Annotated in this window: 21 protein-coding genes; 20 read left to right on the top strand and 1 reads right to left on the bottom strand. The window is 48.7% G+C overall.

Going from position 1 to position 23,001, the window contains the following annotated elements; genetic code table 11:
- Positions 1-261: 261 nt before the first annotated feature.
- The 19 genes from KJS65_RS01155 (at position 262) to KJS65_RS01245 (ending at position 20,289) form a co-directional block, all read left to right on the top strand.
- Positions 262-1,587: a stage II sporulation protein P gene (locus tag KJS65_RS01155; RefSeq protein WP_213648224.1), complete on the top strand. Its 1,326-nt coding sequence runs from the start codon at positions 262-264 to the stop codon at positions 1,585-1,587.
- Positions 1,588-1,620: 33 nt separating this feature from the next.
- Positions 1,621-2,007, top strand: coding sequence for a hypothetical protein (locus tag KJS65_RS01160; RefSeq protein ID WP_213648225.1), 387 nt, complete (start codon positions 1,621-1,623; stop codon positions 2,005-2,007).
- A gap of 83 nt (positions 2,008-2,090) precedes the next feature.
- On the top strand, positions 2,091-3,908 hold the full coding sequence (gene lepA / locus KJS65_RS01165; RefSeq protein ID WP_213648226.1) for a translation elongation factor 4: 1,818 nt from the start codon (positions 2,091-2,093) through the stop codon (positions 3,906-3,908).
- A 210-nt stretch (positions 3,909-4,118) separates the two neighbouring features.
- Positions 4,119-5,324 (top strand): radical SAM family heme chaperone HemW, encoded by a 1,206-nt coding sequence (gene hemW / locus KJS65_RS01170; protein ID WP_213648227.1) that lies wholly within the window; start codon positions 4,119-4,121, stop codon positions 5,322-5,324.
- Between the two features lie 127 nt (positions 5,325-5,451).
- A complete protein-coding gene (locus tag KJS65_RS01175) occupies positions 5,452-5,919 on the top strand; it encodes an N-acetyltransferase (RefSeq protein WP_136606575.1) in 468 nt (155 codons plus the stop codon).
- Between the two features lie 205 nt (positions 5,920-6,124).
- Positions 6,125-6,643: an RNA polymerase sigma factor gene (locus KJS65_RS01180; RefSeq protein ID WP_213648228.1), complete on the top strand. Its 519-nt coding sequence runs from the start codon at positions 6,125-6,127 to the stop codon at positions 6,641-6,643.
- Entirely contained in the window at positions 6,627-8,282 is a 1,656-nt protein-coding gene (locus tag KJS65_RS01185; protein ID WP_213648229.1) for a DUF4179 domain-containing protein, read from the top strand. Before KJS65_RS01180 ends, KJS65_RS01185 begins: the two co-directional genes overlap by 17 nt.
- 173 nt (positions 8,283-8,455) lie before the next feature.
- Positions 8,456-9,490 (top strand): heat-inducible transcriptional repressor HrcA, encoded by a 1,035-nt coding sequence (gene hrcA, locus KJS65_RS01190; RefSeq protein ID WP_213648230.1) that lies wholly within the window; start codon positions 8,456-8,458, stop codon positions 9,488-9,490.
- Between the two features lie 15 nt (positions 9,491-9,505).
- Entirely contained in the window at positions 9,506-11,056 is a 1,551-nt protein-coding gene (locus KJS65_RS01195) for a TCP-1/cpn60 chaperonin family protein (protein WP_213648231.1), read from the top strand.
- 63 nt (positions 11,057-11,119) lie between these two features.
- Positions 11,120-11,719, top strand: coding sequence for a nucleotide exchange factor GrpE (gene grpE, locus KJS65_RS01200; protein WP_213648232.1), 600 nt, complete (start codon positions 11,120-11,122; stop codon positions 11,717-11,719).
- A gap of 58 nt (positions 11,720-11,777) precedes the next feature.
- Positions 11,778-13,625 (top strand): molecular chaperone DnaK, encoded by a 1,848-nt coding sequence (gene dnaK / locus KJS65_RS01205; RefSeq protein ID WP_213648233.1) that lies wholly within the window; start codon positions 11,778-11,780, stop codon positions 13,623-13,625.
- A gap of 112 nt (positions 13,626-13,737) precedes the next feature.
- Positions 13,738-14,859: a molecular chaperone DnaJ gene (gene dnaJ / locus KJS65_RS01210; RefSeq protein WP_213648234.1), complete on the top strand. Its 1,122-nt coding sequence runs from the start codon at positions 13,738-13,740 to the stop codon at positions 14,857-14,859.
- A gap of 206 nt (positions 14,860-15,065) precedes the next feature.
- Positions 15,066-15,437, top strand: a complete 372-nt coding sequence (locus KJS65_RS01215; RefSeq protein ID WP_213650583.1) for a hypothetical protein — start codon at positions 15,066-15,068, stop codon at positions 15,435-15,437.
- 57 nt (positions 15,438-15,494) lie between these two features.
- On the top strand, positions 15,495-15,695 hold the full coding sequence (locus KJS65_RS01220; RefSeq protein ID WP_213648235.1) for a YfhD family protein: 201 nt from the start codon (positions 15,495-15,497) through the stop codon (positions 15,693-15,695).
- Between the two features lie 144 nt (positions 15,696-15,839).
- On the top strand, positions 15,840-16,811 hold the full coding sequence (gene prmA, locus KJS65_RS01225; RefSeq protein WP_213648236.1) for a 50S ribosomal protein L11 methyltransferase: 972 nt from the start codon (positions 15,840-15,842) through the stop codon (positions 16,809-16,811).
- Positions 16,812-17,492, top strand: a complete 681-nt coding sequence (locus tag KJS65_RS01230; protein ID WP_213648237.1) for a site-2 protease family protein — start codon at positions 16,812-16,814, stop codon at positions 17,490-17,492.
- Between the two features lie 96 nt (positions 17,493-17,588).
- Positions 17,589-18,353 (top strand): 16S rRNA (uracil(1498)-N(3))-methyltransferase, encoded by a 765-nt coding sequence (locus KJS65_RS01235; protein ID WP_213648238.1) that lies wholly within the window; start codon positions 17,589-17,591, stop codon positions 18,351-18,353.
- A gap of 2 nt (positions 18,354-18,355) precedes the next feature.
- Positions 18,356-19,696: a tRNA (N(6)-L-threonylcarbamoyladenosine(37)-C(2))-methylthiotransferase MtaB gene (gene mtaB, locus KJS65_RS01240; RefSeq protein WP_213648239.1), complete on the top strand. Its 1,341-nt coding sequence runs from the start codon at positions 18,356-18,358 to the stop codon at positions 19,694-19,696.
- Between the two features lie 158 nt (positions 19,697-19,854).
- Positions 19,855-20,289, top strand: coding sequence for an NUDIX hydrolase (locus KJS65_RS01245; RefSeq protein WP_213650584.1), 435 nt, complete (start codon positions 19,855-19,857; stop codon positions 20,287-20,289).
- Positions 20,290-20,307: 18 nt separating this feature from the next.
- On the opposite strand, the gene KJS65_RS01250 is transcribed toward KJS65_RS01245, so the two are convergent.
- Positions 20,308-21,282 (bottom strand): Na/Pi cotransporter family protein, encoded by a 975-nt coding sequence (locus KJS65_RS01250; RefSeq protein WP_213648240.1) that lies wholly within the window; start codon positions 21,280-21,282, stop codon positions 20,308-20,310.
- Positions 21,283-21,462: 180 nt separating this feature from the next.
- Here KJS65_RS01250 and KJS65_RS01255 point away from each other — a divergent pair, with 180 nt between their 5' ends.
- Positions 21,463-22,836 (top strand): class I SAM-dependent rRNA methyltransferase, encoded by a 1,374-nt coding sequence (locus tag KJS65_RS01255; protein ID WP_213650585.1) that lies wholly within the window; start codon positions 21,463-21,465, stop codon positions 22,834-22,836.
- Positions 22,837-23,001: the final 165 nt, after the last annotated feature.

The following is a 23,001-nucleotide window of genomic DNA, read 5'->3' on the forward strand; positions in this document are numbered from 1 at the left end:
GGAGGTGACGGAATCGATCTGAAGAAGCGGCAGCGGTCGCCTTTGTCTCCGAATGTTCTCCCATAGAAGAAATATAATTAAGAAATTTGAGGATAAAAGCGATCTGAAGATCGATCCGTAACCGCAGCGCTCTTCTCGCACTAAGTCACAATTAAGTTAGGTGATGTACTTCTTTTTTCATGCAAACATATCATTTTTGGTTCTAGTGAAACTCTTTTACTCATAGTTTTGAAGTATAAGAGAGTTCAGGAGGACAACACAATGAAGAGGAATGGGTTTCAACTTTGGAATATCGGCAAATGGAGAACCAAGATGCTGCACATGCTGTCCATGGGCCGAACATTTTTGCTGCTGACGTTAGGGTCGTTGATATTTTTCGTACTGTTGGGTCTGGGCGGAATGGCGGAACATAAAATGAATTCCTCTACCGTTTCTTCCATGAAGGGATTCGCAGGCTCACTATCGAGCCGGTTCTTTATGGACATGCTAGGCATGGAGCTTCCGCATCTGGATAAAGAAAAGGGAGGCTCTACCTTCTCGGGTGAAAAAATGACCACATTCGTGTTCCAAATGCTTACGAGCGTAAATCCGCGGGATCCCAAGAGTCTGCTTGCCAAGGAAATGCCGGGAATGGGAGCGAATGATCCGGTGCTGCTAAGAAGCGCTGCCGGTAATCAGAACCTGGATCCGCCAGAAGATTTTCATCTCCCGCCGGAAACGGATGATAAAGGTGATAAGCCAGCAGATACAGATCAATCCAAAGAGCCGGACAAGACACCGGATAAGACTCCAGTGAAAGAACCGGAACCTGGCGGTAAAAAAGAGCCTGGAAATCCGGGAACTGCCACGGAAGGAACGAAGGAACAAAAGCCGACGGCGCCTCCGGCAAATGCAACCGGCAAAAAAGTGGTTATGATCTATCATTCTCATCCAAGAGAAGCCTATAATCCGCTGCTGAGCAAAGCCAGCTCGAATCCAAGCTCCAAGTCGCCTTCGCAAAATGTCATGCTGGTGGGCAAATACATGGCTCAAAAGCTTGAAAAGCTCGGTGTAGGCACGGTTCATTCGGAGAAAGACTATTCGACGACAGTCAGTGAATATAACTATAACTTTTCATATAAATATTCCCGCCAGACAGTGAAAGAGGCCCTTGCCCAGAACAATGGTTTGGAATACCTGATTGATATCCACCGTGATTCACAGCGGCATGCGAAGACAACGACAGTGATTAACGGGGCCAGCTACGCACAGGTATTCTTCATCATCGGTCATGAGAACAAAAACTGGCGCAAAAATGAAGCTTTTGCGAGTTCGATCCATGAGCAGCTGGAAAAATCGTATCCGGGAATATCACGGGGGATTTGGGGGAAGACTTCGGCACAAGGAAACGGAGAATATAACCAATCTCTATCTGATAACAGCATCTTAATTGAAGTTGGCGGAATTGACAGCACGAATGAAGAATTGAAGCGGACATCTGAATTGCTGGGTCAAATTATTGCGGATTTGTATTACAAGGATCAGAAGGCGGAGAAAGCAAGTGCAGAGAAATCGGTATCTGCTACGAAGGCGGATGCCAAAAGTTAATCCAAATGGAATGGAACAAGGGAGGAACCGGTAATGTCGAAATGGACCAAGCGGATATGGATGGTAATCATTTGGGTCGGAATTGGCGCGCTGATCGGAATGCAGCTTGCCGGTTCCGGCAGCTCGAAGGCAGACTCCGAAAAAAAAATAGCGTACGCGGATCAAACGGCGCAGGCAGCCAATACTGCCCAAGCACAGGTTCCGCGTAAAAGCTCGAATCACTTCAAGGTGGAGGAAGAGCAGCCGGAGCAGGTGGAGGTTCAGGACTGGAGTTCTCAGTCACCGGAACAGATTCTGTCGACGAACACGAACAAGCCGACGGTAGACGTGCTGGCGGACAAGACGGCCGGACTGCTGCAGGACCTCTCCCAGAAGGGAATACGGCTGGTTGTCTCCCTGTTCGATTCCATAACAGATTAATCCTTTGCCTGTGGGATTGCCCGCCTTTATCTCAACTGCTATAATGAATTGATTGACACATCAGGCTGTTTTGGGGGTAGGGCATGACAGACGTACAAGCAAGGCAAAAAAATATTCGAAATTTCTGTATCATTGCACATATAGACCACGGTAAATCAACGCTTGCCGACCGGATCTTGGAGTATACGGGTGCTTTAACATCCCGCGAAATGCAGGAACAGGTACTGGATCAGATGGATTTGGAACGCGAACGCGGCATTACCATCAAGCTGCAGGCCGTGCATCTTACATACAAGGCGGATGACGGTCAGGAGTATCTGCTCAATCTGATCGATACTCCTGGGCACGTCGACTTTACCTATGAGGTGTCGCGGAGCCTAGCAGCATGTGAAGGCGCACTTCTGGTCGTGGATGCTGCACAGGGTATTGAAGCTCAGACGCTGGCAAACGTATATTTGGCACTGGATAACAATCTGGAGATTATTCCGGTTCTCAACAAAATAGACCTGCCGAGCGCTGATCCGGAACGCGTGAAGCAGGAAATTGAAGATGTTATCGGCCTGGATGCAAGTGAAGCAGTACATGCTTCGGCGAAAGCGGGCATCGGTATCAAAGAAATACTCGAGCAGATCGTGAAACAGGTTCCAGCTCCAACAGGAGAATCGGAGGAACCGCTGAAAGCTCTCATTTTCGACTCGCATTATGACCCATACAAAGGTGTTATTGTGTATGTCCGTGTCTTAAACGGAAGCATTAAAACAGGTTCGAAAATTAAAATGATGGCGACAGGAAAAACGTTTGAGGTGATTGAGGTCGGTGCCTTCAAACCCCGGATGACCATCGTGGACGAGCTGATGGTTGGCGATGTGGGCTTTATCGTCGCCGGCATCAAGCATGTCGGAGATACCCGTGTCGGCGATACCGTGACCGATGCGAAGAACCCGACAGCCGAGCCGCTCCCGGGCTACCGGAAGATTAATCCGATGGTATACTGTGGTTTGTATCCGATTGAAACTTCGGAATATAACGATCTCCGTGAAGCACTCGAGAAGCTGCAGCTGAACGATGCATCCTTGAGCTTTGAGCCGGAAACGTCCAGCGCGCTGGGTTTTGGTTTCCGTTGCGGATTCCTGGGCCTTCTCCACATGGAAATCATTCAGGAACGGATCGAACGCGAATTCAACATTCCGCTCATTACGACGGCGCCAAGCGTTATTTATCGCATTGAACTGACGAACGGCGAAACGATTCAGATCGATAACCCGTCCAACTATCCGGAGGTCGGCAAAATCGAAGCGGTAGAAGAGCCGTACGTCAAAGCAGGTATCATCGTTCCCAATGACTATGTAGGTACAGTCATGGAGCTATGCCAGAATAAGCGCGGCGAATTCGTGAATATGGAATACATGGACACAACCCGCGTAACGATAACGTATGAAATCCCGCTGTCAGAAATCGTGTATGATTTCTTCGACCAGCTGAAGTCCGGTACGAAGGGGTATGCCTCTTTTGACTATGAAATCTCGGGTTACCGCAAATCCAATCTGGTCAAGATGGATATTCTGCTGAACAACGAGCAGGTGGATGCGCTGTCGTTCATCGTGCATCGTGACCGTGCATACCATCGTGGACGCATTATTTGCGAAAAGCTGCGCGAAATCATTCCACGCCAAATGTTTGAGGTGCCGATTCAGGCATCGGTTGGAACAAAGGTCGTTGCGCGTGAAACCGTCAAAGCGATGCGCAAAAACGTGCTTGCAAAGTGTTACGGCGGCGATATCTCGCGTAAGCGGAAGCTGCTTGAGAAGCAGAAGGAAGGCAAGAAGCGCATGAAGCAGGTCGGAAGCGTCGAAGTGCCGCAGGAAGCCTTTATGGCCGTTCTCAAAATCGACGACAATTAGGATGCTATTTTTCACGGGAGAGCCGCTGGCGGCTTTCCCTTAAATATTCGGGGTTCCCGCAAAGTACCTGAATAATCTTCAAATGTAATAGCCCCACTTTGTGGGGTTATTTTTAGATGATTACAAGAAATCCGAAGTTTACATGCATTTCGCCTTCGATAAGCATATTTCGATAGATATTTTCGTATACGATAAGGAGGGAATTGGACAATGACAATCATTAAGCCGCATGCTGCGGAAGCCGTAAAGTCCCAGGGGAATCGGAAACCGCAAGCGGTCTATCTTCACATTCCCTTTTGCACCAACAAGTGTTTTTATTGCGATTTCAACTCCTATGTGCTGAAGAATCAGCCGGTAATGGAATATTTGCAAGGCCTTGAGCGTGAAATGGAACGGACGGTTAAGGAGGTTCCACCTGGCGAAATCAAGACCATTTTCGTAGGTGGCGGAACCCCGACCGTTCTGAAGCCAGATGAAATGGAATACTTTTTGAAGACGGTCCGCACCTATTTCCCGGATTGGTCCGACTCGATTGAGTTTTCCATGGAGGCTAACCCGGGTACTACCGATTTGGAAAAGCTGTCCGTCATGCGCGAAGGCGGTGTGAACCGCGTCAGCTTCGGCGTACAATCCTTCCAGAATGAGCTGCTCAAAGGCATCGGAAGAATTCATGATACGGATGATGTATATCAGAGTCTGGAAAACGCACGTAAAGCCGGCTTCGAAAATATGTCGATCGACTTGATGTTCGGGCTGCCGAACCAGACGGTGGAAATGCTGGCGGAGAGCGTGGATAAGGCACTGGCGCTGGATTTGCCTCATTACTCCATATACAGTCTGAAGGTAGAGGAAAATACACTTTTCCATACGATGTTTAAAAAGAATCAGCTGCCGCTTCCTAATGAGGATGACGAGCTGCAAATGTATTTGCTCCTGATGGATCGCATGAAAAAAGCGGGCTACGAGCAGTATGAGATCAGCAACTTTGCCAAACCGGGCTATCACAGCCGCCACAACATGGCTTACTGGTTGAATGAAGACTATTACGGACTCGGTGCCGGAGCACACGGGTATGTAGGACATCAGCGCCACATGAATATCAAAGGCGTCAATCCGTATACAGAAGCCACGAAGGAAGGGCTGCCGCGGATGGAGAGCTTTACCGTTCCGAAAGAGGAAGCGATGGAGGACTTCATGATGGTCGGACTGCGCGTGATGAGCGGGGTTTCAAAAAGTCATTTTGAAGAGCAGTTTGGCCTTACCATCGAGGAGGTTTTCGCAGAACCGCTGGGTAAAATGCTGGATAAAGGATTGATGGAAGAAACGGGCACAGGCTATCGTCTCAGTGAGCAAGGGCTTCTGTTTGGCAATGATGTATTTGGCACATTTATCGGGTCGCTGACCATTAAAGAATAGCTTGAACTTCTATGCGTGATGTTGTATATTTATTCATATTAAAAAAACAGCACGTATAGAGGATGCGCAATTGACTACGGGCATGAGCCTGTTTTGCATCATCCTTGAACTTAGGAGGAGAAGTAAGATGCCGGCTGTAGTCACATGTAGAATTGCGGTAGCGGAGGATGTTGAGCCGCTCTTTCATATGATTGATGGATACGCACAGAAGGGGATTATGCTGCCTCGGTCCCGGAAGGTACTGGAAAAGCAGCTGGATCAATTCGTCGTTGCGGAAATGGACGGCACGGTCATAGGCTGCGGCTCGCTCTGCCGCTTGGGCAGTGATCTGGTTGAAATTCGTTCCCTTGGTATTATGGATGGACATAAAGGGCTTGGCATTGGCTCCATGCTGGTGAACAAACTGACAGAGGAAGCAATACGCCAGGGCATTCCCAAAATTATGGCTTTAACGTATGAGGTATCTTTTTTTGTGAAAAACGGTTTTTCTGTGGTAGAGAAGGAAATTTTCCCGGAAAAGGTATGGACCGATTGCGTCAACTGCAGCAAGCAGTCCTGCTGTGATGAAATTGCCGTACTTAAGATGCTGGACTAACGTAAAAGCTGCATGATCATAAAAACGGACCACTTGCCACTCAAGTCATGTTCAATGACTGATGGAAGTGGTTTTTTGTTGCTGAAATACTATGGGAAATAATTCACTCGGCAGACGGTTTTTTTCATTATCCATAATAAAATGAACGATTATCCGAAGTTATCGGTCATATAGACAAGACAACCAAAAGGGAGGTGTAATCGGAGTGAATGACCGCGAGCTTTTTGAGACGTATAAGGAACAGGTCTATCATCTGTGCTTTTACATGATGCAAAACCGTTCAGACGCCGAGGATATTTGCCAGGAAGTGTTCGTCAAAGCCTTGCTTGCCGACAGGTCGCAAGTACGTGACCTCAAACCATGGCTGCTTAGAATCGCTTCAAATGAGTGCAGCAGTGTTCTCAGAAGACGTAAAAACGGCTGGGCCAAGGAACTGAGTGCCTATCTGCTTACCCGTCCGCGTATATCCAATCCGGTTGAAGAGAATGTAGATCAGCGGGAAATCAAAATGGAATTTTACCAAGTGTATGGCAGACTGCCGGATAAGATTCGCATAGTTGTTACCCTTCGTTATGTTAATGAAATGACAATACCGGAAATTGCGAATGTCCTCAATATTCCGGAAGGAACGGTTAAATCGAGATTAAACCGTGGAATCAAGCTGCTGCAGCAAATGAAGGTATTTCAAACAAAGGAGATGATTGGAAATGAGTCGCTTCTATAAAAATGGGCTACAGGGAAAGGTTCAGGATCCTCCCCGTCCGAATTATAATCAGATGTGGACGGACATTGAACGAGAAGTAGCGATGCGCAGATCGGGTGCTCTGCAAGTGACTTCCACTCCAAGAACGAAAAGGAAATTCATACCTGCTGCCATCGTCTTCTCGTGTTTTATGGTCGTTGCCGTTCCTGTGTTTGCGGGGGTTACACTGAATTGGGACAGTCTTTACGGCGGCCGGAGTGTAACGAATGCACTGAATAATGGAGTTGGCCAACGTTATAATCTTGATGTGAGCAGCAAGGATATTACGATGAGCTTGAAAGGTGTAGTCACGGACGGAGAAAGAATGAAAATGTTGGTCTCGATCGATTCCGATATGAAACCGGGCGATTATGATGCTGTGGAACTGGAGCATATGGTAATCAAGGACGAAGCAGGTAAGGAAGAACCGGTCAATGGTTACTTGAATTACGATGAATCCAGTGGAAAACTTCTCGGGATATATGAAACTAAAGACAATCTGCAGCAAGGCAAAAAAACATACACACTGGAAGCAGGCAGCCTTGTATATTACAAAGACAAGGACATTGCCCTGAAGCAGATCCCTAAAGCAGGAGAAACGCTCTCCACCGGTGAAGCGCGATACCCTTCCATCCGCATAAAGTCGGTGACGGAGTCCAATAGCAGTTTAGCCGTACGGTATAACGTATCAGCAGCCGATTCAAACGACCAGGGACATGGAGATCCGCATTTAATTGTTAAGACGGGTAGCGGAAGCAGTCGGGGCATGCTGACCCAGCTTCCTCCGGAAGATAAGGACGTACTTATTGAGCAAGTATTCAGTAATTTGACCGCCGAAGCATGGGGGAATGCAGAGCTGCATTTCAATTATATGAAAGAAGCGAAGCGGATTCCGGGTACGTGGTCATTCCATTTTAAAGCAGATGGCAAAAAGGCGGGCGAAGCGGTTTATTCGCAGCTGCTGCAATCCAGCGATGAATTCCAGCAAAAGGCGGGTATGTCGCTAAACCAGTTGACAGTCACACCACTGGAGATTATTGCCGGCATTCAGGATGACATGCTGATGAAGGTACACGACAAGAATGGTGAAGTCATGTATAAAGACGTACGGCTGATGGTTGGCGATCAGGAGATCGCAGGCTCCTACACGATAAAAGGGGATGACCCGGAAAAGTATCAGCATGTGTTCGCTTTCGAATCACCGGAGTGGTACAAGGATTGGTCCAAGGTACCGATGAAGATGATTTTGAAAGATGCGGTTGTCACAAAAAGAGATAAATCCGCAAACTGGCTTGTCCTGAACAAACCCGCTGCGAAGAAGCAGACGGCTGAAATGAAGCTGGAGTCTTTCGGAGTTCGTTTCGATTATTATATGGATGGGAATGATCTCGTTGTCGAATCGGAGTCTGATTCGAAGGGATTTAAAGGTATCAGCCAATCCATGCTCCGCGTGGATGGTCAAGACCTCTATCCGGAATATACACCGAGGGGACCGAGCGCACCGAGCAAAAATATCGAGAGATACCCGAACTTTAAGATGAATCAAACGCTGGAGATCAATCCTGGATTCTACAGCTATTATGATTCGAGCAGGGACAGTGAGATAACCCTCATTAAATAGAAAATCGTTGTTTCCTGTGGTGAAGTAATTCCACAGTCCATTATTGACCCATGATACCGAACTGACTTGACAATGCTCATGTCAGTTTGGTATTTTTGTATTAGCGCTTAGCACTCATCTGAGTCGAGTGCTAACGATTGGCGATAATCAACAACCAGGGGGGAGGGGAAGACATGCTTACCGAACGCCAAAGATTGATACTGAATGCCATTGTCGACGATTATATCCGCTCTGCGGAACCTGTCGGCTCACGCAGCATATCGAAACGGGGAGATGTCGGATACAGTCCTGCAACGATACGCAATGAGATGGCTGACTTGGAGGATCTGGGTTTTTTGGAACAGCCCCATACATCGGCCGGACGCATCCCTTCTCATAAAGGTTACCGATATTATGTGGACCATCTTGAACCGATTTATCAAGGGCTTCCAACGGAGCTGCGTTCTCTGCGCAACTATTTCGCGGAGAAGCTGAATGCATCGGAACAGGTCATCCAGCATGCCGCCATGATTCTTTCCCATATTACGAACTACACTTCCATCCTGCTTGGGCCGGAAGTTTTTCATACGTCTCTTCGCCATTTCCAGCTGCTGTCGCTAAACGAGACGACTGCGGTAGCCATTATCGTGACCAGCACTGGACAGGTTGAGAGCAAAACGGTATCTGTACCGCCTGGCGTTTCTGTTTCAGAAATGGAGAAAGTGGTAAATCTGCTTAACAGTAGGCTGGTCAATGTTCCGCTCTACAAGCTCAAATCCAGGCTTTACCGTGAGCTGGGGCAGGAAATGGAGCGCCACTTAACCAATTTTGAAGAAATGATGGGCATCTTGGACAATATATTTGTGGATACGGATACCGATCAGCGCGTGTATTTGAGCGGTGCAACCAATATGTTGACCCAGCCCGAATTCAAAGATGTGGAGAAAGTCAAGGACATCCTTGACCTTCTCGAAGAAACGCCTACACTCATGAAAATGATGGCTGCCACGCAGGGCTCGGCAGGGATTCAAGTTCGGATTGGTACCGAAAATGACCATGAGGCCTTTGCTAACTGCAGCCTGATAACGGCAACCTATTCATTGGATGGAGAGGCGCTGGGAACGATCGGCATTCTAGGTCCTACGCGGATGGAATATGCCAGGGTAATGAGTCTGCTTGGCATTCTGTCGAAGGATCTGACGACGATGCTATCAAAGCTGTATAAATAAGGAGGCTTGAGGCGGATGAGTCAAGGTCAGCAGCCGGTACGCGAAGGCGAGGAACGGTACGCGGCACTGCTCAACAACAGTAATGCCGTCCGGGCCATTACCTCTGCGGTTGAAGGCACCCTGGGTCCTAAAGGACTTGATGTCATGCTGGTGGGTGACCGGGGTGAAGTGATTATTACGAACGACGGGGTCACTATTCTGGATAAAATGGATGTCAGTCATCCAGCGGCAAGGCTGCTAATTCAGGTAGCACGCTCCCAGCAGAAAAAGGTAGGGGATGGAACAACCACAGCTACCGTTCTGGCGGGTGCACTTGTCCAGGAAGGGGTATCCCAGATCGTAAGAGGCGTACCTGCATCCAAAGTGGTGGCAGGCATGCAGCAGGGAGTTAAGATGGCTGCAGAATCTCTGCAAGCCCGGGCCAGAGAGATTGAGGATCTGGAGGATCCCTTGCTGGCCAAAGCCGTATACGTGGCTGGAAGGGAACGGGAAGATATCGTGGCTCTTGTAATGGAAGCTGCTTCGATCATCGGAATCCGCAAGCTGAAGGATCCTTCCTATTTACTGGCTGATGCCGTGACATCGCATGAAAAGGGCAGCAATGAGGTGTTTGAGGGTCTTCTGCTCAGACAGCTGCCATTGTATCCACATGATACGCCCATTCTTGAAGATACACGGATTCTCATCCTGCATGATGCGCTTGAGCCTGAAAGCCTGGATGAGGAAGTGTTGACGACTGAAGCCGGCTTTGCCCGATATATGGAACTGCGTGAGCGGTTTACCCGCGATTTGCATGTGTTGGCTGATCTCGGTATTGGTTTGATTTTGCTGGAAAAAGGGATTCATCCGGATGCAGAACAGTTCTGCATGGATCATGGAATCATGGTCATTCCAAGAGTAAGCCGGAATGACCTGGCACGCGTCAGCTCAATGACCGGTGCCGTTCCGCTGCGGCGGACGGCGTTACATAAAGAGCGGGAGTCACTTGGAAGACTGCTCGGTTTTTCTCCTTGGGCATGCTATGATGAAACATTAGAGCGTGTCCGGATCAGGAGCGGCGGACAAAAGGAGGAGCCTTTTGTGACGCTCATTGTTGGTGCCAGCACCGCTGAAGTGGTCGGTGAATCAGCCCGGATCGCGGCTGACGCAGCTTCTGCACTTCAGGCAGCGATTGCAGGAGGTATCCTCCCCGGCGGCGGCACCGCTGAGCTTGCCGTTTCCTATGAGCTGGAGCGGCAGCGTGAAGCTGTGAAAGGGATGGAGGCTTTTGGCATTGCAGCTGTTGCTGCAGCCCTACGTAAACCGATGTCCCAAATCCTGCTGAACGCAGGCTACAATCCGCTTGAGAAGATGGAAGAGGCACGTGCCGCGCAGCTGACAGAGAATTGTGACGGCATGGGAGTGGACTGCGATTCCGGCCTTGTGATCCACTACGAGGAGAAGGGCATTGTTGATCCCGCTTTGGTCAAAATTCACGGCCTGCAGACGGCTGGTGAGGTTGCTGCGGCAGTACTGCGCATTCATAATGTTATTAAGATGAGAAGCGCACATGGGTATGAGGAATGACATGAAATGAAGCGAAAGTTTGGCACAAAAAGATATAGAGCATATTAAGGAGGTGAAGACATCTTGAAAGAAAACCAAAACTATCAAGAACATGAAAACGAATTGAATGAAACCAGCGAGGATACTTCGGTGGAAAATGAAAACACAGCTGCTCAAGCAGATGCTTCTTCTACAGAAGAGGGAAATGTGGAGGTATTGGATTCCGCACATCTTCAAAATGAGGTTGAACGCCTGCAGACGCTGGCTGATGATTACCAGCAGCGAGCACTGCGGACTCAAGCGGATTTTGATAACTTCCGTAAACGGACCCAGAAGGAGAAAGAAGACTTTGCAAAATATGCATCGTCCAAGCTGATTACGGAGCTGCTCCCTATTATTGATAATTTCGGGCGGGCCATTACCGCTGCAGGTGACATTGCAGACAGTGATTCCTTCGCGAAAGGCGTTGGCATGATCTTCCGTCAGCTCGAAGGCGTTCTGAAAGCCGAGGGTCTGGAGCCGATGGAAACGGTTGGACAGCCGTTTAATCCAGAATTCCATCAAGCCATCATGCAGGTGGAAAGCGATGAATATGAAGAAGGCATCGTTGTTGAGGAAGTGCAAAAAGGCTACATTCTCAAAGACAGAGTGTTACGCCCGGCAATGGTTAAAGTCAGCATGTAATTTCATGGCTGTTTAAATATATGAAAATATTCATTTATTCTGAAGGAGGAAATATCTTATGAGTAAAGTTATCGGTATTGACCTTGGAACCACCAACTCCTGTGTAGCCGTAATGGAAGGCGGCGAAGCCGTTGTTATCCCGAACCCGGAAGGCGCACGTACGACCCCTTCGGTTGTAGGTTTTAAAAAGGACGGCGAGCGTATCGTCGGTGAAACAGCAAAGCGTCAGGCAATTACAAACCCAGACCGCACCATTCATTCCATTAAACGCCACATGGGTACGAACCATAAAGAAACAATTGAAGGAAAAGACTATACTCCACAAGAAATCTCGGCTATGATCCTGCAAAAGCTGAAATCCGATGCAGAAGCATACCTCGGACAAACGGTTACTCAAGCAGTAATCACCGTTCCAGCTTATTTCAATGACAGTCAGCGTCAAGCGACCAAAGATGCAGGTAAAATCGCAGGTCTTGAAGTCCTTCGTATCGTCAACGAGCCAACTGCAGCAGCACTTGCATACGGTCTGGAAAAATCCGAAGACCAAACCATCTTGGTATATGACCTGGGCGGCGGTACTTTCGACGTATCGATTCTTGAACTGGGCGACGGCTTCTTCGAAGTAAAAGCGACAAGTGGTGATAACCACCTGGGCGGCGACGACTTCGACCAAGTTATCATTGATTACCTCGTTAACGAATTCAAGAAAGAACAAGGCATTGATCTCAGCAAGGACAAAGCCGCTGTACAACGCTTGAAGGACGCAGCTGAAAAAGCGAAGAAAGAGCTTTCCGGCGTCTTGACAACAACAATCTCCCTGCCATTTATCACTGTGGTAGACGGAGTGCCTCAGCATTTGGAGGTTAACTTGACCCGTGCTAAATTCGAAGAAATTTCTGCTGATCTGGTAGAGCGTACACTCGGACCAACTCGTCAAGCGCTGAGCGATGCAGGCATGACTCCTAACGATATCCATAGAATTGTACTGGTCGGTGGATCTACTCGTATTCCTGCCGTACAGGAAGCGATTAAGAAGCTGACAGGCAAAGATCCTCATAAAGGCGTTAACCCGGATGAAGTGGTTGCCCTTGGTGCAGCGGTTCAAGCCGGCGTACTGACAGGTGATGTTAAAGACGTGGTTCTGCTGGACGTAACTCCGCTGTCCCTTGGTATCGAAACTGCAGGCGGCGTGTTCACGAAAATGATCGAGCGCAACACAACGATCCCAACCAGCAAATCCCAAGTCTTCTCGACCTATGCTGACAACCAGCCAAGCGTTGAGATCCATGTATTGCAAGGTGAGCGTCAAATGGCAGCCGGCAATAAAACACTCGGACGCTTCATGCTGGGAGACATTCCTCCAGCACCACGCGGCGTACCGCAAATTGAAGTTACCTTTGATATTGATGCCAACGGTATCGTAAACGTTTCTGCTACGGACAAAGGTACCAACAAAACGCAAAAAATCACGATTACTTCTTCCAGCGGCCTCAGCGATGATGAAGTTGAACGCATGATGAAGGATGCCGAGGCTCATGCCGAGGAAGACCGTAATCGTAAAGATTTGGTTGAAGCGAAGAACAACGCTGACCAACTCGTGTACTCCACAGAAAAAACCATCAAAGATCTTGGCGACAAGGTCGATGCGGGCGAAGTGGAAAAAGCGAATGCAGCGAAAGATAAAGTGAAAGCTGCGCTCGAAACCGACGATCTGGAGCAAATCCAAAAGGCAACCGAGGAATTGACTGAAATCGTGCAGCAATTGTCTGTTAAGCTGTATGAGCAAGCGGCTCAAGCTCAACAAGGTGCAGAAGGCGCTCAAGGCGGCCAGGAAGGCGCACCCAAAAAAGACAACGTAGTTGATGCTGACTATGAGGTTGTTGACGAGGACAAGAATCAAGGTTAACCTATAGAAAGTTATGTTCAGGAAGGGAAGGTCAAAGCCGGGGCATCCCGCTGCTTTGGCTTTCCTTTTTCCATGAGCGGCATATTCTAAAGGAAACAACGGGGGTGGAAGAGTGGCTGATAAGCGTGATTACTATGAGGTACTGGGCGTAGGCAAGGACGCTTCCGATGAAGATATTAAAAAGGCATACCGCAAGCTTGCCCGGCAGTATCATCCGGACGTCAACAAAGCGGATGACGCGGAAACCAAGTTTAAAGAAGTTAAGGAAGCTTATGATGTGCTCAGCGACGGCCAGAAGCGCTCCACTTATGACCAATACGGTCATATTGATCCGAACCAGGGTATGGGCGGAGGATTCCAGGGTGGTGACTTCGGCGGCTTTGGCGATATATTTGATATGTTTTTCGGAGGTGGCGGCGGACGCCGCGATCCAAATGCACCGCAGCGGGGGAATGACCTGCAGTATACGATGACGATCGAATTTAAAGAGGCTGTGTTCGGAAAAGAAACGGATATTACGATTCCGCGTACCGAAAACTGTGACACTTGTCATGGATCAGGCGCTAAACCGGGCACGAAGCCGCAAACATGTTCCGTATGTAACGGTTCAGGCCAGCAGGAAGTAGTTCAAAATACGCCGTTTGGCCGTATGGTGAACCGTCGCAGCTGCTCGAACTGTAATGGAACCGGCCAGATCATCAAGGATAAATGTCCAACTTGCCACGGCAACGGCAAGGTGAAGAAGCAGCGCAAGATTCATGTCAAAATTCCTGCGGGTGTCGATGACGGAGCCCAGCTCCGCATGACCGGCGAGGGTGAAGGCGGCTTGCGCGGCGGCCCTTCGGGAGATTTGTATATCGTAATCCGCGTGAAATCCCATGATTTCTTTGAGCGTGAAGGCGATGATATTTACTGCGAAATTCCGTTGACATTTGCACAGGCGGCTCTCGGGGATGAGATTGAAATCCCGACGCTTACTGAAAAAGTAAAGCTCAAAATTCCTGCGGGTACCCAGACCGGAACCTATTTCCGTCTGAAGGGCAAAGGCGTTCCTCGCCTGCGCGGCATCGGACAGGGGGATCAGCATGTGAAGGTCGTTATCGTGACGCCAAGCAAGCTGAGCGATGAGCAAAAAGACCTGCTGCGTCAGTTTGCCTCGATGGATGGAGAGCAGACGCATGAGCATGAGCAATCCTTTTTTGACCGGATGAAGCGTGCTTTCCGCGGAGACTGATTAAGCAAAATATATAACGGTTATTACATGAAGCCGGCCTATAGGGTCGGCTTTTTTGTTTTTTATTTTCAAGTAAATGTTTCAAGTTCACTTCAGAACGCATATTCAATTCAGCTTCAGCAGAACCTAATCCCAGGCGAATGCAGGCCTACGAACCATTATGTATGGGTATGCAACCAGACTCTTTATACAAGCAGGTGAACATGTTGAGTGAAAAAAATATTCTTGCCTACTTCAAAAGCCCGGAGGAGGCCGAAAGTGCGGCCAAGAAGCTGCAGGTCTTGCGCGTGGACGACATGTCGATCAACCGCTTTAGCCGTTATCCCGGAACCGGCATGTATGGAGCCGTGAAGCCCTTTGCCGGAGATATGGTCAGCCTGTCAGCGGCAATTTATGGAACCTCGCTAAGCGGTGACTCTTCCGCGATCCTGGCGGCTGCCGACCCATCGGCGAGCGGCATGAGCGATGGAGGTCAAGGGGGACCGACGGGAAGGGATATTTTGCTGACGATAGTCGTTGAGGAAGATTCCTTTGACAAGGCTATGCGGATCGTTGAAGATGCGGGCGGCATGGTGTAACAGCGGGATAAACGTATGACAAACATGCTGCTACAAAATCGGAAGAGGGTGCTGAACATGGCAAGCCGTGATAAAAAGGGACGTATTATGAGTAAGACGGAGAAGATCAAGAAGCTTATGTCCATGAAAAATGAGGACGTGGAATTCTCCGGCGTTTTGGCTGACCACGAGGATGTGGAAGCCCTACGCCGAAGTGAAGCCGCCGATGAGCGGCAGCTGCGCCAGATGGATGACGACAGCTGGAATATAAAGCCCTAATCCCAAGAAATGACCAAAATGATCGAAACCGCGAAGCCTAAGGGCCGATGCGGTTTTTTGTTATTAGTTAAAATTTTGTACTCAGCTGCCTATGTATAGTACAATAAAACCTATGCACAAGGTTGAGGAGGAAGATGTAAAAAGATGTTATGGCATGAGTTAACAATACATACCACGGAGGAAGCCGTGGAGATGATTTCCAACTTCCTGCATGAAGCAGGAGCAGGCGGGGTATCAATAGAGGAATCCGGCACTTTGAATAAGAAGCGCGACACAACATACGGTGAGCTGTATGATCTGCCGTTGAATGATATACCCGAAGGGCATGCTGAAATCAAAGGATATTTCTCGGAGGAGTCTTCAGTAGAGGACATTCTTGAAGAAGTGAAGCATAGAATCGAAGAGCTGCGCGATTTCCAGATTGATCCGGGTGAGGTCCGCTATGAGTTCAGAACGGTTAATGAGGATGAGTGGGCTACAGCTTGGAAGCAGTACTTTAAACCGCTTCGAGTTTCTGAAAGCTTGACCATCAAGCCGACCTGGGAAGAGTACACACCGGAAAGCGAGTCTGAAAAGATTATTGAAATTGATCCGGGTATGGCCTTCGGTACAGGAACCCATCCTACAACTTCGCTTTGTCTGCGTACGCTTGAGAAGGTGGTTAAGGGTGGCGAGGAAATTATTGATGTGGGAACGGGATCCGGAATTCTGGCGATCGGCGCTGTTTTGCTTGGAGCGAAGCATGTGCTTGCACTGGATCTTGATCCGGTGGCGGTATCCATTGCCAAGGAAAACGTGGCGCTAAACCAAATGGATTCGCGAATTACGGTGAAGGAAAGTGACTTGTTGTCTTTATTGGACGGCAGCGGCAATGTAGATCTAGGGATTAAACTACCTGTTAAAATCGTAGTTGCCAATATTTTGGCAGAAGTTATATTGCTTTTCGTAGATGATGTATATCAGGCACTGGAGCCGGGTGGTGTGTACATCGCATCCGGTATTTATAAAAATAAAGAAGAAATCGTACAGCAGGCACTTGAGGATTCCGGTTTTGACATAGAGGATATTAACCGTGATGAGGACTGGGTCGCATTTGTAGCTAGAAAGAGGTCATAAATGGATTTCCTAAACAGAATACTCAGTGTTCCGCTGGAGCAGCTTCCATTCTACCTGGTGGTGTTGGTCGTTGCGTTCACGGTACATGAATTTTCGCATGCTTATTTTGCCAATAAATTCGGAGATCCGACGGCAAAGCTGTTGGGCCGGGTTACTTTGAATCCTGCGGTCCATTTTGACCTGCTGGGAATCATTTTGCTCCTGATTGCAGGCTTCGGCTGGGCTAGACCGGTTCCAGTCAACCGTGATAATTTCAAAAGTCCGCGGCTGATGGGGGTTGTTGTTTCTGCTGCCGGCCCGCTGAGCAACTTTTTCCTTGCGATTATCGGAACTTTTATATATGCGGTTCTGATCAGTACCGGAGCTTTGGCTTCCATCTCCAATGCAAAGGTGATTGAGGCGATTATCATCTTCTTCCAGCTGTTTGGAATGATGAACTTCTTTCTCTTTTTGTTTAATCTGATACCTCTGCCGCCTTTGGACGGTTATCGGATTCTGGAAGATTTGGTTCCGCGTCAGGTGAGAGCCAAACTGCAGCAGTTTGAGCAGTGGTCCGTTTTTATTTTCTTGCTGATCCTATTCATTCCTACGGTGCGTCAGTATACGATCACGCCGATCTATAATCTGGCTTATAATTTGTATTTTCATTTCATGCAGGTCTTTATGCATATTTTGTCTTAGTCCGGTTGTATACAACTGTTAAACATGTACTGGTCATATCCTGGGCAAATGTTGTATGATGAAGCTTGTGATTTTTAATATAGGAAGTTGATGAACATGCAGCGGTATTTCGTATCTCCAGATCAATTCAAAGAGAGTACAGTAGATATTTCCGGTGAGGATGCACGTCATATCTCCAGGGTCATGCGCGGTAAGAACGGGGATAAGCTGATTGTCAGCGATGGTATTTCCCGTGAAGCGCTTGTTGAGATTACAGCCATTGATTCGGGTGTGGTCACCGCCGCCGTCTTGGAACACCTGGAAATGACACATGAGCCTGCCGTAAAGGTAACGGTTGCCCAAAGCTTGCCCAAAGGGGATAAGATGGAAACCGTCATTCAAAAATGCACTGAAATAGGCGCGATTTCTTTCGTTCCATTTATTTCTGAGCGCACGATCGTTCAGTACGATGCCAAAAAGGAATCTAAACGTCTCGAACGCTGGAACAAAATCGCGAAAGAAGCAGCTGAGCAGAGCCACCGGAACACGGTTCCGGAAGTGACCCAGCCACTCACGTGGAAGCAGCTTTTACCAACGTTTAAAAACTATGACGCCGTTTATTTTTGCTATGAAAAGGAAGAGGGTCTGCAGCTGCGCGATGCGCTAAGACCATTCATGCAAGATTTGCCGACAGACCATGCGCCGGGTGTTCTGCTCCTTGTGGGTCCCGAAGGCGGATTCAGTGAAGAAGAATGCCGGCAGGCGGAAGAAGCTGGAGCCGCGAGTACAGGGCTCGGCAGGCGAATCCTGCGATGTGAGACAGCGGGAATGGTTGCCCTTGCATGCATACTTTATGAATCCGGAGAAATGGGAGGAGTTTGAAAATGCCATCCGTTGCATTTTATACATTGGGTTGCAAAGTGAATTTTTATGATACCGAAGCCATCTGGCAGTTGTTCAAAAAAGAAGGCTATGATCAGGTGGATTTCGAACAGACCGCAGATGTCTATTTGATTAATACTTGTACCGTTACGAATACCGGAGACAAGAAAAGCCGGCAGATTATCCGCCGTGCTGTCCGCCGAAATCCGGAGGCGATCATTGCGGTTACCGGCTGCTATGCGCAGACATCCCCAGCTGAAATTATGGATATACCGGGTGTTGATCTTGTCATTGGCAACCAGGACCGCGATAAGATTATTCCGTTTGTGAATGAGATCCGGGAAAAACGTGAGCCCATTAACGCGGTGCGCAACATTATGAAAAACCGTGTATTTGAGGAAATGGATGTTCCTGATTTTGCGGATCGTACCCGCGCATTCCTGAAAATTCAGGACGGCTGCAACAATTTCTGTACGTTCTGCATTATCCCGTGGTCGCGCGGACTGTCCCGCAGCCGTGAATCGAAAAGCATTGTCACCCAGGCACACCAGCTTGTGGAGGCAGGTTATAAGGAAATCGTATTGACAGGTATCCATACCGGCGGGTACGGAGATGATCTCGACAACTACCGTTTATCGGATCTGCTGTGGGATTTGGACAAGGTGGACGGGCTGGAGCGTATCCGTATCAGCTCTATCGAAGCCAGCCAAATTGATGAGAAAATGCTTGAAGTACTGAACCGCTCGTCTAAAATGTGCCGTCATCTGCATATTCCGCTGCAAGCGGGAGATGACACCGTTTTGAAACGGATGCGCCGTAAATATACGACCGAGGAGTTCTATGGCAAGATGCAGCTGATTCGTCAGGCCATGCCTGATGTGGGCATTACGACGGATGTTATTGTCGGATTTCCAGGTGAAACCGATGAAATGTTCCGCAACGGCTACGACCTGATGAAGGCAATTAATTTCTCTGAAATGCATGTCTTCCCTTATTCCCAGCGGAATGGCACACCTGCTTCGCGGATGCAGGATCAGATCCCTGAAGAGATCAAGCATGCACGCGTACGTGAGCTGATTGAACTGTCGGAGCAAATGCAGCTGGCATATGCCAAGAATTTCGTGGGTCAGGTTCTGGACGTCATTCCAGAGGGTACATCCAAAGGAACTCACGGCCCAGGCAAAATGCATGGCTTCAGCGACAACTATTTGCAGCTTATTTTTGATGGTTCCGAAGATCTCCAAGGCCAAATCTGCCGCGTGAAATTGACCAAGGCAGGCGTAAATGAATGCGAAGGACAGCTGGTCCGGGTTCTTGACGGAGCTTCCGGCGCGGCGGTTTAAATATAACTACTGGTTTATTTATAACTAAGGATATTGCATAAATGTAAACGAGCAGCCGAATCAAATTTTTGCAAAATTCTGATCAAACAAGGATTTCATTTCCCGTGCAACCAAGGAGGTGAAATCCTTGTTGCAACTTGGAGTCACAAGGAGGAATCATCATGGCCAGAAAAGAGATATCCGCAGGTGGGGTTGTGTTCCGCAAAGTGGAAGACCGTCTTGAGGTGCAGTTGATCATGGACCGTTACGGCAAAATATCACTCGCCAAAGGCAAGATGGAGCCTGGTGAGACAGTTGAAGAAACAGCGCTGCGTGAAATCGAGGAGGAAACAGGAATCGTCGGAAAGATCGTTGCTCCGGTGGACATTATAAAATATAAGTATATAAATCCAGTGCATGGCGAAGTGGACAAAGAGGTCCACTATTTTCTGGTTGAGGCCAAAAGTGGTTCATTGCGTCCGCAGGTGGAGGAGATCAGCAGTGTCTCCTGGTACGATCCGATGGAGGCGTGGGTTAAGCAGGAGCAGGGCGGATATGACAATAATGATGTCATCGTCCGTAAGGCCCTGATCCAGCTTGATATTCACGTATAGCCCGGTCTGATCGGGGAATTATGAGCGCAGGCGTATTTTTTTCCAAATCGGCAAATAGCAAAGCGGAAGCGCCAAGAGCGAAGAGATGATATTGAACAGGGTTTGGGCACGAGCGATCTGAGCACCGCTGTCTGATGACATCAGGGCGGCGATCCATTGTAGTTGCGGTATAAAAGGCATGAACAGCAGTGCACCGCCTACATTGAGTACGACATGCGTCCAGGCGACAAATTTACCGGAGGGCGTACTGCCGATGGCAGCAATCAACGCTGTTACACAGGTGCCTACATTGGCCCCGAGCACAATGCCGATCCCGATGCCTACGGGTAGCGTTCCGGCTGCAGATAGCGCAATGGCAAGGCCGATCACGGCAGCACTGCTATGCATCAGTGCGGTCAGTGCCGCCCCAGCGGCAACGCCCCACCATACATTATGAGTAGCTTGTTCAATGAACCAGCCGAACAAACCTGCATTTTCCAGTGCGGGGCTGATCATTTGCATGACCCGGATACCAAGCATGACCATGGCAAAGCCTGCAGTGGCCAGTGATATAAGCTGTATTGACCTATAGAGATTCGGTCCTTTACGCAGGAGGAAAGGCTTGTATTCATCAGTAATAACAGAGATGATCCATACGATGATGGAGACTCCCAGCAAGGGCAAAGCAAACTGACCGATTTGCAGTCCGATAAGCTCGGTGGTGATGCAGGTTCCGATATTGCTGCCCAGAATGATACCGAGCGTACGCTCATAGGTGAGCAGTCCGGCATTTACGAGGCCCATCGTCAGGACCGTAACCGCCGTGCTGCTTTGAAGTACCGCCGTTATGCCTGTGCTGAACAGCATCCCTTTAAGCGGTGAAGCGGTCGCTTTATTCAGGAACGTTGAGAGCAGAGGACCAGCCCAGCTGCCAAGAGCCGTTTCCATCACCTTCATACCGGCGAGGAAAATGATCAGCCCGTAGATAACGGGGAAAATAATGGTGTTGAACATGGGAAAAGGTTCTCCTTTGACGGGTTCTTGTCCATGTATCATTTATATGTTGCTGCTTGGACAACCATGACTCGTAAAGTACCGGGCAGCGAAGTTGTAGCGGTCTTATTGTACATTGTTAAGCACCTGATTTAGATGTTGAGTATACAAGAAATTCGCATACAGGTAGGAGTGGATATGTTGGCATCTGTCATTCTTCAAAAAGGCCGTAAAAAAAGGCTGGAACAGGGACATCCCTGGATTTACAAAAATGAAATCGAGTCTGTAGAGGGCAACCCGCAGCCAGGAGATCTGGTTCAAGTCATGAACCATCAGGGACGTTATTTGGCAACGGGGTATTATAATCCGGCATCTCAGATTACAGTACGGGCGGTTTCCTACCGCGAAATTGAACAAATGGACCAGGTATTTTTTGCTGAACGGTTCCTCGGCTGTCTTAAACACAGGGAACGGTTCCTGCAGGATGCAAATGCGTATCGGCTTGTATATGGCGAGGCTGATTTTCTCCCGGGGTTGATCGTGGACCGGTTCGATGATGTGCTGGTCATTCAGCTGCTGACCATGGGCATGGATATCCGCCGCAAGGAAATTGTGGACGCCCTTGTTGAAGTGATGAACCCGAGAGGTATCTATGAACGAAGCGATGTTCCGGTACGCGAGCTTGAAGGTCTGGAACAGACGAAGGGACCCGTATATGGGGAATGTCCGAGATATGTCACGGTCCAGGAGAATGGTCTTCATATCCGCGTAGACATTGAAGAAGGACAAAAGACCGGTTATTTCTTTGACCAGCGAGAGAATCGGGCTTCCATCGAGCCGCTGATGACAGGCTGGGGCGAACGCAGCGGCATCACGTTGCAGGAAATCGAGGAAGCGGGCCAAACGCTTAAACGCCCGGTGAATAAGAGCGGCAAGGTTGTCGAGTTTCCGTATTGGGACGGGGCAACAGTGCTGGAGTGCTTTTCGCATACAGGAAGCTTTACGCTTCATGCATGTAAATATGGTGCCAAAAAAGTGACTTGCCTGGATATCTCGCAGCATGCGATCGACAGCGCGCGGGAAAATGTGGAGCTGAACGGGTTTGGTGACCGTGTTGAATTCGTGGTGGATGATGCATTTCAGTATCTGCGTTCCCAAGTCAAAGGGCTAGAGGAGAGACAGAAACGTTCCGCCAGCACCTCCGATAAGGTGGATACCTCGCAAAAGATGACCGCAGGCGGCGGCAGAACCTGGGATGTGGTCATTTTGGACCCGCCAGCCTTTGCCAAGACCAAAAGCGCTGTGAAGGGTGCCTGCAGGGGATATAAAGATATTAACCTCCATGGCATGAAGCTGGTCAATGAAGGCGGATATCTGGTTACGGCAAGCTGCTCGTATCATATGCGTCCAGATCTGTTCCTCGAGACGATTCAGGAGGCTGCAGCTGATGCCGGCAAAATCCTGCGCTTGATCGAATGGCGCGCCGCAGGCAAGGACCATCCGCAGATTCTGGGCGTTGACGAAGGCCATTACCTGAAATTTGCAATCTTTGAAGTGAGAAGCAGAACGTTCTAATAGCTCTGTTGGGGCAGTCACTAAAGGTTCTGAAAAAGGACCTTGGTGACTGTCCTTTTTATTTTTAAGCTTGCTCACCCCAATCATTACCTTTAAACTCTATCAAAATATTAGTGGTAAAATAGTGTGAGCTTTTTATATTAACAGAATAAGAGAAAAATCCCT

This window comes from Paenibacillus sp. J23TS9, assembly GCF_018403225.1.
Lineage (GTDB): Bacteria > Bacillota > Bacilli > Paenibacillales > Paenibacillaceae > Paenibacillus_AQ.

Coding starts and splice junctions, on each gene's coding strand:
- prmA (WP_213648236.1), top strand. CDS start 15,840: ATGTTATGGCATGAGTTAACAATACATACCACGGAGGAAGCCGTGGAG.
- KJS65_RS01250 (WP_213648240.1), bottom strand. CDS start 21,282: ATGTTCAACACCATTATTTTCCCCGTTATCTACGGGCTGATCATTTTC.
- KJS65_RS01235 (WP_213648238.1), top strand. CDS start 17,589: ATGCAGCGGTATTTCGTATCTCCAGATCAATTCAAAGAGAGTACAGTA.
- hemW (WP_213648227.1), top strand. CDS start 4,119: ATGACAATCATTAAGCCGCATGCTGCGGAAGCCGTAAAGTCCCAGGGG.
- KJS65_RS01195 (WP_213648231.1), top strand. CDS start 9,506: ATGAGTCAAGGTCAGCAGCCGGTACGCGAAGGCGAGGAACGGTACGCG.
- KJS65_RS01220 (WP_213648235.1), top strand. CDS start 15,495: ATGGCAAGCCGTGATAAAAAGGGACGTATTATGAGTAAGACGGAGAAG.
- KJS65_RS01155 (WP_213648224.1), top strand. CDS start 262: ATGAAGAGGAATGGGTTTCAACTTTGGAATATCGGCAAATGGAGAACC.
- mtaB (WP_213648239.1), top strand. CDS start 18,356: ATGCCATCCGTTGCATTTTATACATTGGGTTGCAAAGTGAATTTTTAT.
- KJS65_RS01185 (WP_213648229.1), top strand. CDS start 6,627: ATGAGTCGCTTCTATAAAAATGGGCTACAGGGAAAGGTTCAGGATCCT.
- KJS65_RS01230 (WP_213648237.1), top strand. CDS start 16,812: ATGGATTTCCTAAACAGAATACTCAGTGTTCCGCTGGAGCAGCTTCCA.
- lepA (WP_213648226.1), top strand. CDS start 2,091: ATGACAGACGTACAAGCAAGGCAAAAAAATATTCGAAATTTCTGTATC.
- dnaK (WP_213648233.1), top strand. CDS start 11,778: ATGAGTAAAGTTATCGGTATTGACCTTGGAACCACCAACTCCTGTGTA.
- hrcA (WP_213648230.1), top strand. CDS start 8,456: ATGCTTACCGAACGCCAAAGATTGATACTGAATGCCATTGTCGACGAT.
- KJS65_RS01175 (WP_136606575.1), top strand. CDS start 5,452: ATGCCGGCTGTAGTCACATGTAGAATTGCGGTAGCGGAGGATGTTGAG.
- KJS65_RS01160 (WP_213648225.1), top strand. CDS start 1,621: ATGTCGAAATGGACCAAGCGGATATGGATGGTAATCATTTGGGTCGGA.